Genomic DNA, 13,167 nt, shown 5'->3' with positions numbered 1-13,167 from the left:
AAAGTTATGCATGCATAAGAAATTAATTTTGTTGAATTAATCAATTATCAAAATATTATTTGTATTAATAATTAAAATTTTAAATATTTTAATGGAAAATTCGGAATTTGGCCCGAATTCCGAATAAGTTTTTAAAAATTTCAACTCTAATTTCTTACAAAGAAACCGTAGCGAACTTTGAAATAAAAAGATCCTAGATTCATATCAGGTGCATTGGTGAGTCGCGGTCTAAGCCTGCTCTTTAATACCACTATATTTGTCCCAAGCTCCAGACTGAAGGTATTTTTTAAGCGTCCGGCCTCTATGCTTTCATTGATGTCATTGATCAAAACATTCACGTTCAACCCGTAATTATTTTGCCTTAAAATAAGTTCGTTAAATTGGGGAGGCGTATTGAGTATCTGATCAAAATCTCCTAAATCCTGGGCATTTCGCAACCGATAATCCCCCAGAATATAGAAAATTCCCATTCCTGGCTCTACCCGCAAGAGTGAACTTTCAGGCATGATGTTATAATTGGCCCCTATTTTGAAACCTGTTACTGCAAATGAACTGTTTAAATCCGGATTGTCTTCAAAATTCCTTCTTACATTGGTAATCTGTACTTCCATAAGCACAATTCGCCATGATTCAATGATATTAGAGAACCCAAAGCCCACCCCCAGATTAGACGTTGGAATTCGGGTATAACCCATTGATTCCAACCCGTCAGAAAATGATCGATTAGCTAAATAATCAAGACCAAATCCAAAATATAAATCCTGCCCTCTAAACTTTCTTTCTTGAAAAATCAGTCCTTCCTGTGCATAAGAATAGGCTGACAACAGTAAAAATAGGACAGGTATAAATATCCATTTCATTGATAAAGTGCAGCTATCTCTTTTTCAAATTTTTTGTGAATAACTTTCCTTTTCAGTTTCATGGTAGGAGTCAATTCATCGGTTTCCACACTCCAAGGTTCGGAAAGTAAAGTGAATTTTTTTATCTGTTCCCATTTTCCAAAATATTTATTGAAATGATCGATTTCTTCCTGATATTTATCAAGGATTTCATGCTTTCTGATCATCTCAATATTGTCCGTAAAAGGAATGTCTTTTCTTTTGCAATAATCCTTTAAGCCGTCAAAACTAGGTACAATCAATGCTGATGGATAATTTTTGTTTTCGCCCAATACCAGAATCTGTTCTATTAGAACAGATTCTTTAAATTTATTCTCCATAGGTTGAGGCGCAATATACTTCCCTCCAGATGTCTTGAACATCTCTTTTTTTCTATCTGTAATTTTAAGATAATTACCCTCTACCAATTCACCAATATCCCCAGTATGGAACCACCCGTTTTTTATGACATCAGCCGTCATTTCAGGTTCTTTGTAATATCCCTTCATCACATTAGGACCTTTTACCAGAATTTCTCCGTCATCCGCAATCTTTACCTCAACATCTTTCACTAATTTTCCTACGTATCCTATTCTGATTTCTTCATGGTTACCTACTGATGCGGACACCACTGGGGAAGTCTCTGTAAGCCCATAACCTTCACAGACCTGAATCTGTGCTGCCCAAAAAACCCTAGCCAGTCTCGGTTGTAATGCAGAAGCTCCGGAATTAATTTGTTTGATATTTCCTCCAAGCGCTTCACGCCATTTGCTGAAAATGATTTTATTGGCCAACTTTAGCTGAAAAGTATACCAAAAACCTTGGTCTTTATTTGGTTCATATTTTAGTCCTAAGTTTAAAGCCCAAAAGAAAAGGCTTTTCTTTATCCCATCAAGTTCATAGCCTTTGGCAACAATTTTATCATATACTTTCTCTAGCAATCTGGGTACGGTATTAAAAAGTTGAGGCTGAATCTCCTTAAGATTTTCCCCTATTGTTTCCATGCTCTCTGCATAATAAATTGATATGCCCATGTAAATAAAACAGAAAGATCCGGTCCTTTCATAGATATGGCAGAGAGGCAAAAAGCTCAAAGCCTTAGATTTCCCCAATTCTACAACCAACCTATCTTTCACTGCCTCTACATTAGAAAAAACATTATTATGGGTCAACATCACTCCTTTCGGTCTACCTGTGGTACCTGATGTATAAATGATAGTGAAAACATCCTCTGATTGAATCGTTGCTTTAATCAGCTCCAATTCGGCCAAATTTGCTAAATCACCTTTTTTTATATAATCCTTCCAATATTGGGCACCATTGATAGAATCAAAGGTGATTATGGGAATTAAAGTATCTTCTGTGGCCACTTTTGCTTTTTCGAATATCTCCTGATTGCCAACGAAAATTTTCTTGACTTCAGCATGAGTAAAGATATATTTGTAATCATCGGAAGAAATAGTTGGATACATGGGAACCGAAAGGGCCCCGATCTGCTGCAATGCCATATCCACGAAATTCCACTCAGGCCTATTATCTGAAATGATGGCTACCTTATCTTCTTTTTTTATTCCGTCTGCTAAAAAAGCAAGGCTTAAGGTATCTACAATATCTTTAAATTGCTTTGAAGAATAAGTTTCCCATTTCCCATTGATTTTATGAGCTAGGGCTTCATCCTTTTCATAATTCGAGATCTGATAAGGAATTAAATCAAAGAGTCTGGTTGGATTCATTTTGGGTTAATTTGTTGGAGTGGATTAAGATATCAAAACTCTAGCAATTAACCAAAAATGATGTTTTCCACAATACCTTATATTAAATGTAGTTTTATAAGAATTTTAAAATAAGAAACTATTAAAGTTATTATGCTGTGGATTTGTGGAGAAATAAACCGTATTTAATTACCCACACAAAATGATTACGGTTTCTTAGGTTATTCCACTTCTTATTCACAGTCTATTAACATTTAATGTGTTGATAATAAATTGTTTACAGATAAAAATATTGGTTTGTTGAAAAGAGAAGCCTGAGTATTTGTGAATGATTTGTTGTTCGGAATATTGGGGATACAAGTGGATAAGTCTGTGGTTATTACCAATTTGATTATGTATTGATTTGTTACCAATCCAGGATGGGGAAAACTTAACTGTTATCCATATGTTAAGGAATACTTATCCACTTATTATCTAGGTCTTATCTACATTTTTTATTTTATTTCTCAATATTTTCTTCTTCAGATTGACCCTGTTCTTCTGTTTCTTCCCTAATAATTGGTTCTTGTATTTCTGTTTCTTCTGAGGTAGGTATGGGCGTTTGGGGTTTGGCAGGTATACCTGACTCTCTGATAGGTTTGACATCCATCTGTTCCATGGCCCATCCCCCTCTTATCATTAAAAAACGAGTACTGTCTACGGGGTTTTTAAAATAGTATATTGGCTCTGGTTGCCTGCCGATTGTGATGTCTCCTGTATCCCATTTCCTGTTCTTATTCCGGTCAATTATGGCTCTTATTTGATAATCACCCGCTTCTATGTCATTAAATCTGTATTGATTGGTTTCATTAAGGTATTGTTCATACATTAATTCGTCTTTTTTATTGAGCAGTTGAACTAGTATAGGGAATTCATCTGTAAGAATTCTGCCTTCTATCATATCCGCTAAGTTTTCAGATTTTATCTTTTTATAATTAGCCTCCAATTTGTTTTCATTCATCATACCCTCCACGTCCGTGAATGTAGAATCAGCTGCATAAACGGTAAATATTTCAGTAATGACTGTGTCGGGAACGGTTATGGCAACACTCAGTACATTTAATCGGGTGCTGTCCAAAAAAGAAACATTTTCAGCTCTTATGGGAATAACTGAAGCTGTATCAAATTTTACCAAAAGGGAATCATAGTTAATATGTAAAATAGGTTTATTAAATGTAAGCTCAGCTCTTATGGTTTTTACAAAGTTTTTGCCGCTATTGGCAGAAACTTCAAGTTTTTCTTTGGCACGGGTGCTTTCCTCGAATACCGCATAAATAGTAGTATCTATTTTGAATCCCACGGAATCTCTTATACTTAAACTGATTTCTGTGCTATCATTGACCAGTTTTCTGTGATATAGACGTATGTTTTTTTCTTTGATTCTGTAATACAAATCACTTAAAAAGTCTGGATGGGTGATCTGTACATCGACTGGATCTTTGCTTAAAACCAGGTCGTAGCTTCCCTGAACAGAGCTGCTTCTGTTAATGGCCAGCGGGGTGATATCAGACCTAAATAAATTTAACCTTACATCTCGAATGTCTTCCTGCATATCAATGGTATCTGCTATAAAGGCATATGGTTCTGTCTTGGGTTCTGCCTTTAAGGAATTGTTATCATCATACCATGCATATGCACGGTATCTACCTGCTTTGATATTCGTTATTTCAAAGTTTCCAGATGTATCAGCCTGAGCTATATAGTACGGTGGAGCGGTTACCACATCGGTGGTATCATTGGCTTGGTATAGACCTACCAAGACCTTTTTTATTTGTTTGTCTTTGATGGGGAAAAGATAATGTACCTTTCCGGAAAAATTAAGGCTATCTATCTCATTGCCTGTAGAAAAGACCAATTTGAGATTTTCGGCTGGATTATTTTCGGTAATATCTTTTACGCTTGTTTGAAAATTGAAAACATAGGTTGTACTATCCTCCAATTCTTGATTTAGTTTGATGTTCAATCTGTTTTTAAGAGCGACGTATTCAATTTCATCTGTGTTCAGCTTTGGGGTGATGATAATTTGCTTGTTAGGATTTTCTACTTTTATATATTCACTGAATTCTAGAATAATTTCTCTCGGTGATACGTTAAGTGATTGATCCTCAGGGTTTGATGAAATTAATCTCGGTGGATCCTCGTCCTGAGGGCCCCCCAATGGTGTACTTTGTCTGGCGCATGCTAATATAATCAAGAGAGCAAGAACGCTATAAACTAAGTGATTAAATCTCATTTTTTCTTCAGAATATATAATATACTGCTGTAGTTCTTGTCCTCTTTGGCTGCTTTATTAGAATTCCAACCATTTCGAAAAGCAGTAAATGCTTTTTTGAATAGGTTATTTTCTTGGAAATTTTCTGAAAGCCATGAAACATAGTAACTATCGAATAGCATAGGTTTTCTAGAAATTATTTTTAGATCAAATTCTTTGGCTAGAAATTCAACGGATTTTTGATCAAAATGGTATAAATGCCTAGGTACATCCCAGGCGGCCCAGGTTTGATTGTAGGTAACTGCATCCAAGGAAGCTGTATTTGGCAGGGCCACGCATATAATGCCTGTGGATTTAAGTTTATTTAGGAGCAGTTTAATGGTTTTTCTGAGTTCATGTACATGTTCGAGAACATGAAACAAAGTGATTACATCAAATTTCTTTTCTTCTTTTACACTTTTGAGATCACTGAAAAACGTTAGGCCAAAATTCTCTTTTGCAATTTTCACTGCGGTTGAGTTGGGTTCATAGCCAACTCCGTTCCAGCCTTCCTTAATTGCTGCATTCAAAAAATATCCTGTTCCTGCACCATAATCCAATAACCGGCCTTTTTTTGGTTTCAATTTATTTATCAATGTGACTTTTTGTCGAATCGTAATCCGCCGTACAATTTTATAGACCAAATGGATTAGGTTCTTCGTATTGTCTTGATGTGAGATATAATCTTCAGAAGCATAGTACTTATCGATTTGGTCTGCATGTGGTCTTGGGTTGGTAAAAAGCAATCCACAGGAATTGCACTTACAAACCACAAACGATTCTTGACTGATAGAATGGTCTTTTATGATCTGATGATTAAGAAAAAGCCCGCTTTTGCATAGCGGGCATTTATTTAACCTCTCGTACATGTCTTTAACGGCCAAGATATACAGTTAAAATGGATAAATCCGCAGGGGAAACCCCGCTGATCCTAGAGGCCTGTCCTAAAGTTTCTGGTTTGACTTTATGAAGCTTTTGTTTTCCTTCAGCAGAGAGCGCAGGTATAGCGAGATAGTCAAATTTACTTGGAATTCTAAAGTTTTCCATGTTGTTGATTTTATCTACCATCATCTTTTCTTTTTCTATGTAACTCTCATATTTAATGGTGATTTCTGCTTGCTCTATGACTTCTTTTGAAAAAGGGGAGATAAAGCTTTTGAAATCTTTGTCCATGGTTACTAAGTCTAAAATTCCTACATGGGGCCTTTTGAGCAACTTTTCAACACTTATTTTCTCCTTAATTGTAGCAGTATCCAAATTTTCAAGACCATTATTGATTGATTCAGGACTCAGCTTCATTTGCTTCAATTTCTCAATCAAATCGTTGGTCTCGGATTGTTTGTCTAATACTTTCTCTAGCCGTATGTCATCGGCTAAGCCAACTTGATGCCCAAGTCGGGTTAGTCTTAAGTCCGCATTGTCCTGTCTCAGCAAAAGCCTGAATTCTGCCCTTGATGTAAACATTCTGTAAGGTTCCTCTGTCCCTTTATTGATCAGATCATCCACTAAGACACCGATGTAGGCTTCGGATCTTTTCAAAAGGAAAGGATCTTTTTCCTGTACTTTTTGAGAGGCATTAATACCCGCAATTAAACCTTGAGCTGCGGCTTCCTCATAACCGGTAGTTCCGTTGATTTGTCCTGCAAAAAACAGATGTTCTATTAAATGTGTTTCTAAGGTCAATTTAAGCTGGGTAGGCGGAAAATAATCATATTCGATCGCATAACCTGGGCGAAACATTTTTGCATTTTCAAACCCGGCGATTTTCCTGATTGCGGCATATTGGACATCTTCTGGAAGAGAGGTAGAAAAACCATTTACATACATCTCGACAGTATTCCAGCCTTCTGGCTCCACAAATATCTGATGCCTATCCCGTTCTGCAAAACGATTGATTTTATCTTCTATGGAAGGACAATACCTTGGTCCTAGTCCCTGTATCCTTCCATTGAACATAGGAGATCTGTCAAAACCTGTTTCCAGCGTCTCATGAACCGATTTGTTGGTATAAGTGATCCAGCAGTTGTGTTGGTGTTTTAATGGACTGGTTTGGTCTGTATAAGAGAACTTTTCAGGGTTTTCATCCCCATATTGGACTTCCATTTTACTGTAATCCAAACTCCTTCCATCGACTCTTGGGGGAGTACCAGTTTTCATCCGGCCGGATTCAAAACCCAGTTGAACCAGCTGTTCGGTAATTCCCTTGGCAGCTGCCTCACCTGTTCTTCCCCCACCCAATTGCTTTTCACCGATGTGTATGATGCCATTAAGGAAAGTGCCATTGGTTAAGACTACTGATTTTGCATTGATCTCTAAACCCATGCCAGTCCTTACTCCTACCGCTCGGCGGTCTTTTATCAATAGCCCTGTAATCATTTCCTGCCAAAAATCTACGCCTGAGGTTTGTTCCAATGCAAGCCGCCACTCTTCAGCAAATTTCATCCTGTCGTTTTGGGTCCTAGGAGACCACATTGCCGGGCCTTTAGACCTATTTAACATTCTAAATTGAATCATGGACTTGTCTGCAATGATCCCGGACAACCCACCAAGTGCGTCAATTTCTCTCACGATTTGACCCTTGGCCACGCCGCCCATTGCCGGATTGCAAGACATTTGGGCAATGGTGTTCATGTTCATGGTACATAATAAAACACTGGATCCCATTTTTGCAGCAGCATGTGCTGCTTCACAACCGGCATGTCCTGCCCCTACTACTATTACATCGTACTCTGGAAACATATCCTTATAATTGAGATGTTCCACGTGGAACATCAGTTGGTCTTTTAACACTGTTCCACGTGGAACAGTTTAATTCAAGCTGTCAAAAACTGATAAAGCGAAATCTTCTTTTTCTCTCATTTTCAACGAATCTTTCTGCGTTTTATCTTTGAAACCACAAAGATGAAGGACACCATGGCTTAGCACCCTTCTTAGTTCTTTTTCAAAAACCTCGTTTCTATTTCGCGCATTTTCTTTTACTCTATCAATACTTATAAAAACATCTCCTTCAATGACTTTTGAATTTTCTGAATTATCGAAGGTGATGATGTCTGTATACGTATCATGGTCCAAGTAATCCCGATTTAATTCATAGAGATACTCATCTGAACAAAAGATAAAGTTTAAGTTGGAAATCCAAAATCCATGAATTGCAGCAATTTCACGCAACCATTTTTTCACTTTCAATTTTTGGGGAAGCTGGTATTTGATGTCTTCCTCAAAGAAAAGGATTGGCATTGCAATTAATTCATGTAGAAAGTTAGGACAATTCTTTTCCCCTCATTTTCAAAGCTGACTTCATCACAAAGGTGTTTGATGATGAATATGCCTCTCCCTCCCGGATTCTCCAGATTTTCGGGAGCAGTTGGATCATTGAGGTCATCAAAGTCGAATCCATCTCCTTCATCCTCAATAATAAATTGAAGCTGATTTTCCAGGAACTTCAATTCTAAATCTACCTTTTTGTTTCCTTTGTTTTGGTTGCCATGGATGATCGCATTACTGACGCACTCAGTTACCGAAATCATGATATTTCCGTAAATGTCATCATTGATGTCAAACTTTTCTTTGGCATTGTCTATAAAGCTTTCAATGATTTTAATGTTTTCAATCATTGAAGGGATAGAAATTTTTATGGATTTCATTCAGCTTTTATTAAATATTTTAGGTAGAATTTTCTTAATTAATGATCTAATTCCAATAGTACGGGACAATGGTCCGAATGTTTTGCTTCATGTAAAATGGTACTCGCCTTTACCCTGGTTTTTAAGGGCAGACTTGTCATGTGATAGTCAATTCGCCAACCCAGGTTTTTGACCCTTGCATTTGCCCGATAACTCCACCATGTGTACTGATGTGGTTCCTGATTCATTAATCGGAAACTGTCATCGAATCCAGACTGAGTAAATTTATCCATCCAAGCCCTTTCCTCCGGAAGAAATCCAGAAGAGTTTTTATTGGAAATCGGATTATGGATGTCAATGGCTTTGTGACAAATGTTGTAATCTCCGCTTAAAATCAAATTAGGAAATTTTTTGATTAAATCCTGAGTATATCCATAAATGTCGTCTAGAAAACGGTATTTAAATTCCTGTCGGATGTCTCCTGTAGTTCCGGAAGGAAAATAGGCCGAAAGGAAAGATAATCCATCAAAATCAACTCTAATCATTCGACCTTCGTCGTCATACATCGAATGACCCATGCCGTATTCCACATGCTTCGCTTTGATTTTACTCAGAATTGCGACACCGCTATACCCTTTTTTGATGGCTGGATACCAATATATATGGTAACCCATATCCTCAAAAATGCTTGTATCAAATTGTGCTTCAGATGCTTTAACCTCCTGTAAACCAATCACATCGGGATTTTCTTGAAGCAACCATTCTCCAAAACCCCTGTTTAGTGCCGCTCTAATTCCGTTAACATTGTAAGTAATGAATTTCATTTTTATTTCTTATTCTTATCAATCAATCCTTTATGGGACGCCGAATTTGTCTCATTTGATGATCACCTCAAACTCTTGTTCGAAATAATCCAAAACCTGAATCTTAAGTAATTTTTCCTGTTCTAATACATCAAAGAAAGGCAATTCCTTGACCAATTTCCAATGGGGCCACCCATCTTGATCAATAAAGTCAAGTTCATAAAAGCCTGCCAAACTAAGGACTTTGCAAATGCCAATATGCATTAAATCCTGTTTTTGTTCTTTGGAGAAATTTTTAAACCCTTGACCTAACTCCTGAACGCCTATGATAAAGATCACCCCATTCAGGTCTGCCGGCTTTTTGCCGATAACCTCTTCAATGGCAAGCAGAAGCTTACCCCAACGTTTTTCAAGATCTAGATCTTTCTTAAACATTTCTTTCTATTTGCTTTTCTAGCTCTTCCCAATATTCCGTGGCCCTACGGAGGTGGGGGATCACAATGCTTCCACCTATTAATGTGGCAAGGGAAAATACCTCAAAAACTTCTTCGGTACTTAAACCCAACTCATGGCACTTTCCCAGGTGATAGCGCACGCAATCATCACATCTCAACACCATAGAACAAGCCAATCCGATCATTTCTTTTGACTTGACATCTACTGCCCCAGCTGCATAGGCATTGGTGTCCAAGTTGAAGAACCGCTTTACTACTTTATTGTCTGTAGCCATGATTTTTTCATTCATCTGGCTTCTATAGGCATTGAATTCTTCTACTAAATTCATTAACTTAAGGTATGTTTGAATTAACTAGCAAATATAACAGGTATTTCCCTGTGAATTAGAACCAACAAGCCTTTTTCATGAAGCGTTTCACTTTTTGGGAAGATTTTTTGTCCCTTGTATTTCCGAGAACCTGCTGCGTCTGTAAGAGGAGTCTTTTCAGCTTTGAAAACCAGTTGTGTAAGCTGTGTGAGGCAAAATTACCTATTGCTTCCTATCATTTGAGACCTCAGAATAACGAACTCAAAATCAAGATTTTAGGATTAGCTGAACCCAATTTGGTGATGTCTTTTCTCAGGTTTACCAAAAAGGGGATGAGCCAAAAACTGCTGCATCAACTGAAATACAGGAACAAACCTGAACTAGGCATTCAGCTAGGTCGGATTTACGGAGAATTGCTTAAGTCAACTGGTTTCCAAGACCACTGGGAAGTTATCCTCCCTGTTCCGCTCCACCCCATGAAAATCAAAAGAAGGGGATACAACCAAAGTGAGAAATTTGCTTGTGGCCTTTCTGAAATACTGGATATCCGGCTAGGAACCGAACTGATTAGGGTAAAAATGACAGAAACCCAAACCAAAAAATCCAGACTTGAAAGGTTGGTCAATGTTCAAGATGCTTTCAAAGTCAATGATGTTGGCAGCCTTCAAAACAAAAACGTTTTGCTTGTTGATGATGTACTCACTACAGGAGCTACTTTGGCAGCTTGCGCCAACGTGCTTTATGCTGCGGGAGCGAAGTCGGTAGATTTTGCCGTCATTGCAGCAGGAGGACAATAAATGGTGTTTTAGATCTAATCCAAAAGGTACTTGAAATATTAAGCAATTACTTAGCGTCTTTTATCGAAGATTCTTTTCCAGCAAAGAGTATCGAGGTTTTTTATGCATTTTTTTATAATTTCAAGATTGAACCTATCATAACCTTATGTCTGAGTATAGAAAAAACACCAGAAGAATTTTCTTAAAACAATCTGCCTTGATCGGCGCAGGAATAGGCCTAAGTAGCCCTCAATGGCTTCAAGCGGCCAACATGTACAAACCCACAAACAAACTTCCAAAATGGAGGGGCTTTAACCTGTTGGACTTTTTCTCTCCTGAAGCGGATAAAGGACGCAAAAATCCTGATGAATACCTTGAATGGATGTCAGACTGGGGATTTGACTTTGTAAGACTTCCCATCTCTTATCCCAGTTATCTTGATTTTGACCGGTCCAAGCCCATTCGGCCAGATGAGGTGCTCAATTTCGATGAAAGGCGTCTAGAAGAAATCGACCGGTTGATATCAAAAGCCCACCAACACGGGCTTCATGTCAGTTTAAACCTGCATAGGGCTCCTGGGTTTTGTATCAATGCAGGCTTTGTGGAACCCTATAACCTATGGAAAGACCAGGAAGCCCTGGATGCCTTTTGCGCCCATTGGGAAATGTGGGCCAAACGCTACAAAAATGTATCCCACAAAAAGCTCAGCTTTGATTTGGTCAATGAACCATTTATGAGGGAAGATCCCAATGATCAACATTCCCCAGGGGGTCCTGTTCCGGTTGGGGATTATTACAGGGTCGCTGAAGCAGCTTTAAATACCATCAAAGGCATCAATAAAAAAAGAGTAGTCATAGCAGATGGGAACAATGGTGGAGGAACCGCAGTCCCTGAACTTTCTGGATTGGACTTGGCCCAAAGCTGCCGGGGCTATTATCCACACGCCATATCCCACCATGCGGCCCCGTGGGTATACAAAGACCCAGAAAGCTTGCCTGATCCCAAATGGCCGGGAAAGATCAATGAAATTCAATACAGCAGGGAAAACCTCGAAAAACACTATGCACCTTGGATAGCATTAATGCAAAAAGGAGTTGGTGTACATTGTGGAGAATGTGGGGCATATAGCAAAACACCCCATGATGTCTTTTTGGCTTGGTTTGAAGATGTACTTGATATCTTGGATGAAAATGGGATAGGGTTTGGAATTTGGGAGTTCTCAGGAAGCTTCGGCGTGTTGAACTCCGGCAGAAATGATGTGGCCTACGAAGATTGGTATGGCCAAAAACTGGATAGAAAGTTTCTGAATCTTTTGATGAAACATGCTTAAAAGCAATAATAAATTTCTACTCAAGGTGATTATCTTTTCCAAATGACCATTGATCTTTGGAAAGATCCAACCCTTTCATGCCAAGATGTCTTGAACATATACTGAAATTTTGGGCAAGCTCAACAAAGATCAAAACATTCAACCTGTTGAAGCCTAAAAAATTGGCTAATTTTAGGTGAGAGTGATTAACTTATCCATCTTATCATTTCTAACCCTTTCATCCATGAATATTAACCTTTCAGGACAACGCATTTTGGTCACTGGAGCTTCCAGAGGTATTGGCAAAGCGATTGCGCAACAATTATCTGAAGCTGGGGCAGAGATCCTTATTCATTGCCATCAGAACAAGGAAGCCGCAAAAGCTTTACAGCAATCCCTTCCCCATAAATCAATCGTGGTATCCTGCGATCTTGCCCAAACTGAGCAGGTCATAGGATGGTTGCCTGGTCTGGTAAAAAAGTTTGGGAAAATAGATGCCGTGGTGAACAATGCCGGGATAGCCATAGGTGTAACCGATAGCAGTGATACCTTGGATTGGTTCAGTGTCTGGGAAAAAACCATGGCCGTCAACCTGAATGCCTTGGCCATTATCTGCAAAGAATTTGTAGAGCTGGCCATAAAAAACACAAATGGAAGAATAATCAATATTTCTTCCAGAGCGGCTTTCCGTGGAGATACGCCGGAATACCTCGCTTATGCAGCCTCCAAGGGAGGTATAGTCAGCCTTACCCGGTCCATAGCCCGGTATTATGGTAAATCTGGCATCAAGGCGTTTATTCTGGCTCCAGGGTTTACCAGGACCGACATGGCAGAGGACATCCTGGGCCGCTATGGGGAACATTTTGCCTTGAATGACATTGCCTTGAATAAATTGACTGAACCTGAAGATATCGCACCCATGGTGGCCTTGTTGTGTTCAGGCCTTGCTGACCATGCCACTGGCTGCACCATTGATATCAATGCGGGGTCCTATGTCCACTGATAGAAACTGA

At 38.6% G+C, this 13,167-nt stretch carries 13 protein-coding genes; 3 read left to right on the top strand and 10 right to left on the bottom strand.

What is annotated here, in order from left to right; genetic code table 11:
* Positions 1 to 146 precede the first annotated feature (146 nt).
* The 10 genes from H1A14_RS05105 to H1A14_RS05060 form a co-directional block, all read right to left on the bottom strand.
* A complete protein-coding gene (locus H1A14_RS05105) occupies positions 147 to 860 on the bottom strand; it encodes a hypothetical protein (RefSeq protein ID WP_194775143.1) in 714 nt (237 codons plus the stop codon).
* Positions 857 to 2,611 (bottom strand): AMP-dependent synthetase/ligase, encoded by a 1,755-nt coding sequence (locus H1A14_RS05100; RefSeq protein WP_194775142.1) that lies wholly within the window; start codon positions 2,609 to 2,611, stop codon positions 857 to 859. Before H1A14_RS05100 ends, H1A14_RS05105 begins: the two co-directional genes overlap by 4 nt.
* Positions 2,612 to 3,089: 478 nt before the next feature.
* A complete protein-coding gene (locus tag H1A14_RS05095; protein WP_194775141.1) occupies positions 3,090 to 4,862 on the bottom strand; it encodes an Ig-like domain-containing domain in 1,773 nt (590 codons plus the stop codon).
* A complete protein-coding gene (locus H1A14_RS05090; RefSeq protein ID WP_228527589.1) occupies positions 4,859 to 5,764 on the bottom strand; it encodes a class I SAM-dependent methyltransferase in 906 nt (301 codons plus the stop codon). Before H1A14_RS05090 ends, H1A14_RS05095 begins: the two co-directional genes overlap by 4 nt.
* Positions 5,754 to 7,619, bottom strand: a complete 1,866-nt coding sequence (gene mnmG / locus H1A14_RS05085; RefSeq protein ID WP_194775523.1) for a tRNA uridine-5-carboxymethylaminomethyl(34) synthesis enzyme MnmG — start codon at positions 7,617 to 7,619, stop codon at positions 5,754 to 5,756. The genes H1A14_RS05090 and mnmG overlap by 11 nt, the downstream gene beginning before the upstream one ends.
* 69 nt (positions 7,620 to 7,688) lie before the next feature.
* Positions 7,689 to 8,117 carry an rRNA maturation RNase YbeY gene (gene ybeY, locus H1A14_RS05080; RefSeq protein ID WP_194775140.1) on the bottom strand — a complete coding sequence of 143 codons (429 nt, stop codon included), beginning with the start codon at positions 8,115 to 8,117 and terminating at the stop codon, positions 7,689 to 7,691.
* A gap of 5 nt (positions 8,118 to 8,122) precedes the next feature.
* A complete protein-coding gene (locus tag H1A14_RS05075; RefSeq protein ID WP_194775139.1) occupies positions 8,123 to 8,524 on the bottom strand; it encodes an ATP-binding protein in 402 nt (133 codons plus the stop codon).
* A gap of 38 nt (positions 8,525 to 8,562) precedes the next feature.
* Positions 8,563 to 9,327 (bottom strand): exodeoxyribonuclease III, encoded by a 765-nt coding sequence (locus tag H1A14_RS05070; RefSeq protein ID WP_194775138.1) that lies wholly within the window; start codon positions 9,325 to 9,327, stop codon positions 8,563 to 8,565.
* 51 nt (positions 9,328 to 9,378) lie between these two features.
* Complete coding sequence (locus tag H1A14_RS05065) at positions 9,379 to 9,741, bottom strand: hypothetical protein (protein WP_194775137.1); 363 nt, start codon at positions 9,739 to 9,741, stop codon at positions 9,379 to 9,381.
* Positions 9,734 to 10,090 (bottom strand): carboxymuconolactone decarboxylase family protein, encoded by a 357-nt coding sequence (locus H1A14_RS05060; RefSeq protein ID WP_194775136.1) that lies wholly within the window; start codon positions 10,088 to 10,090, stop codon positions 9,734 to 9,736. The genes H1A14_RS05065 and H1A14_RS05060 overlap by 8 nt, the downstream gene beginning before the upstream one ends.
* A gap of 77 nt (positions 10,091 to 10,167) precedes the next feature.
* Here H1A14_RS05060 and H1A14_RS05055 point away from each other — a divergent pair, with 77 nt between their 5' ends.
* The 3 genes from H1A14_RS05055 (at position 10,168) to H1A14_RS05045 (ending at position 13,157) form a co-directional block, all read left to right on the top strand.
* On the top strand, positions 10,168 to 10,866 hold the full coding sequence (locus H1A14_RS05055; protein WP_194775135.1) for a ComF family protein: 699 nt from the start codon (positions 10,168 to 10,170) through the stop codon (positions 10,864 to 10,866).
* 145 nt (positions 10,867 to 11,011) lie between these two features.
* On the top strand, positions 11,012 to 12,175 hold the full coding sequence (locus H1A14_RS05050) for a glycoside hydrolase family 5 protein (protein WP_194775134.1): 1,164 nt from the start codon (positions 11,012 to 11,014) through the stop codon (positions 12,173 to 12,175).
* A 223-nt stretch (positions 12,176 to 12,398) separates the two neighbouring features.
* Positions 12,399 to 13,157, top strand: coding sequence for an SDR family NAD(P)-dependent oxidoreductase (locus H1A14_RS05045; protein ID WP_194775133.1), 759 nt, complete (start codon positions 12,399 to 12,401; stop codon positions 13,155 to 13,157).
* Positions 13,158 to 13,167 lie beyond the last annotated feature (10 nt).

Source organism: Pararhodonellum marinum (assembly GCF_015354735.1).
In the GTDB taxonomy this organism is placed as follows: Bacteria; Bacteroidota; Bacteroidia; order Cytophagales; family Cyclobacteriaceae; genus Pararhodonellum; species Pararhodonellum marinum.
The sequence above is the reverse complement of the archived record's forward strand: the minus strand, read 5'-3'. Positions and strand labels throughout refer to the sequence as shown.

What these genes read in the sequence shown, in the direction of transcription:
- H1A14_RS05105 (WP_194775143.1), bottom strand. Translation starts at nt 860, where the DNA reads ATGAAATGGATATTTATACCTGTCCTATTTTTACTGTTGTCAGCCTAT.
- H1A14_RS05100 (WP_194775142.1), bottom strand. Translation starts at nt 2,611, where the DNA reads ATGAATCCAACCAGACTCTTTGATTTAATTCCTTATCAGATCTCGAAT.
- H1A14_RS05095 (WP_194775141.1), bottom strand. Translation starts at nt 4,862, where the DNA reads ATGAGATTTAATCACTTAGTTTATAGCGTTCTTGCTCTCTTGATTATA.
- mnmG (WP_194775523.1), bottom strand. Translation starts at nt 7,619, where the DNA reads ATGTTTCCAGAGTACGATGTAATAGTAGTAGGGGCAGGACATGCCGGT.
- ybeY (WP_194775140.1), bottom strand. Translation starts at nt 8,117, where the DNA reads ATGCCAATCCTTTTCTTTGAGGAAGACATCAAATACCAGCTTCCCCAA.
- H1A14_RS05075 (WP_194775139.1), bottom strand. Translation starts at nt 8,524, where the DNA reads ATGAAATCCATAAAAATTTCTATCCCTTCAATGATTGAAAACATTAAA.
- H1A14_RS05070 (WP_194775138.1), bottom strand. Translation starts at nt 9,327, where the DNA reads ATGAAATTCATTACTTACAATGTTAACGGAATTAGAGCGGCACTAAAC.
- H1A14_RS05065 (WP_194775137.1), bottom strand. Translation starts at nt 9,741, where the DNA reads ATGTTTAAGAAAGATCTAGATCTTGAAAAACGTTGGGGTAAGCTTCTG.
- H1A14_RS05060 (WP_194775136.1), bottom strand. Translation starts at nt 10,090, where the DNA reads ATGAATTTAGTAGAAGAATTCAATGCCTATAGAAGCCAGATGAATGAA.
- H1A14_RS05055 (WP_194775135.1), top strand. Translation starts at nt 10,168, where the DNA reads ATGAAGCGTTTCACTTTTTGGGAAGATTTTTTGTCCCTTGTATTTCCG.
- H1A14_RS05050 (WP_194775134.1), top strand. Translation starts at nt 11,012, where the DNA reads ATGTCTGAGTATAGAAAAAACACCAGAAGAATTTTCTTAAAACAATCT.
- H1A14_RS05045 (WP_194775133.1), top strand. Translation starts at nt 12,399, where the DNA reads ATGAATATTAACCTTTCAGGACAACGCATTTTGGTCACTGGAGCTTCC.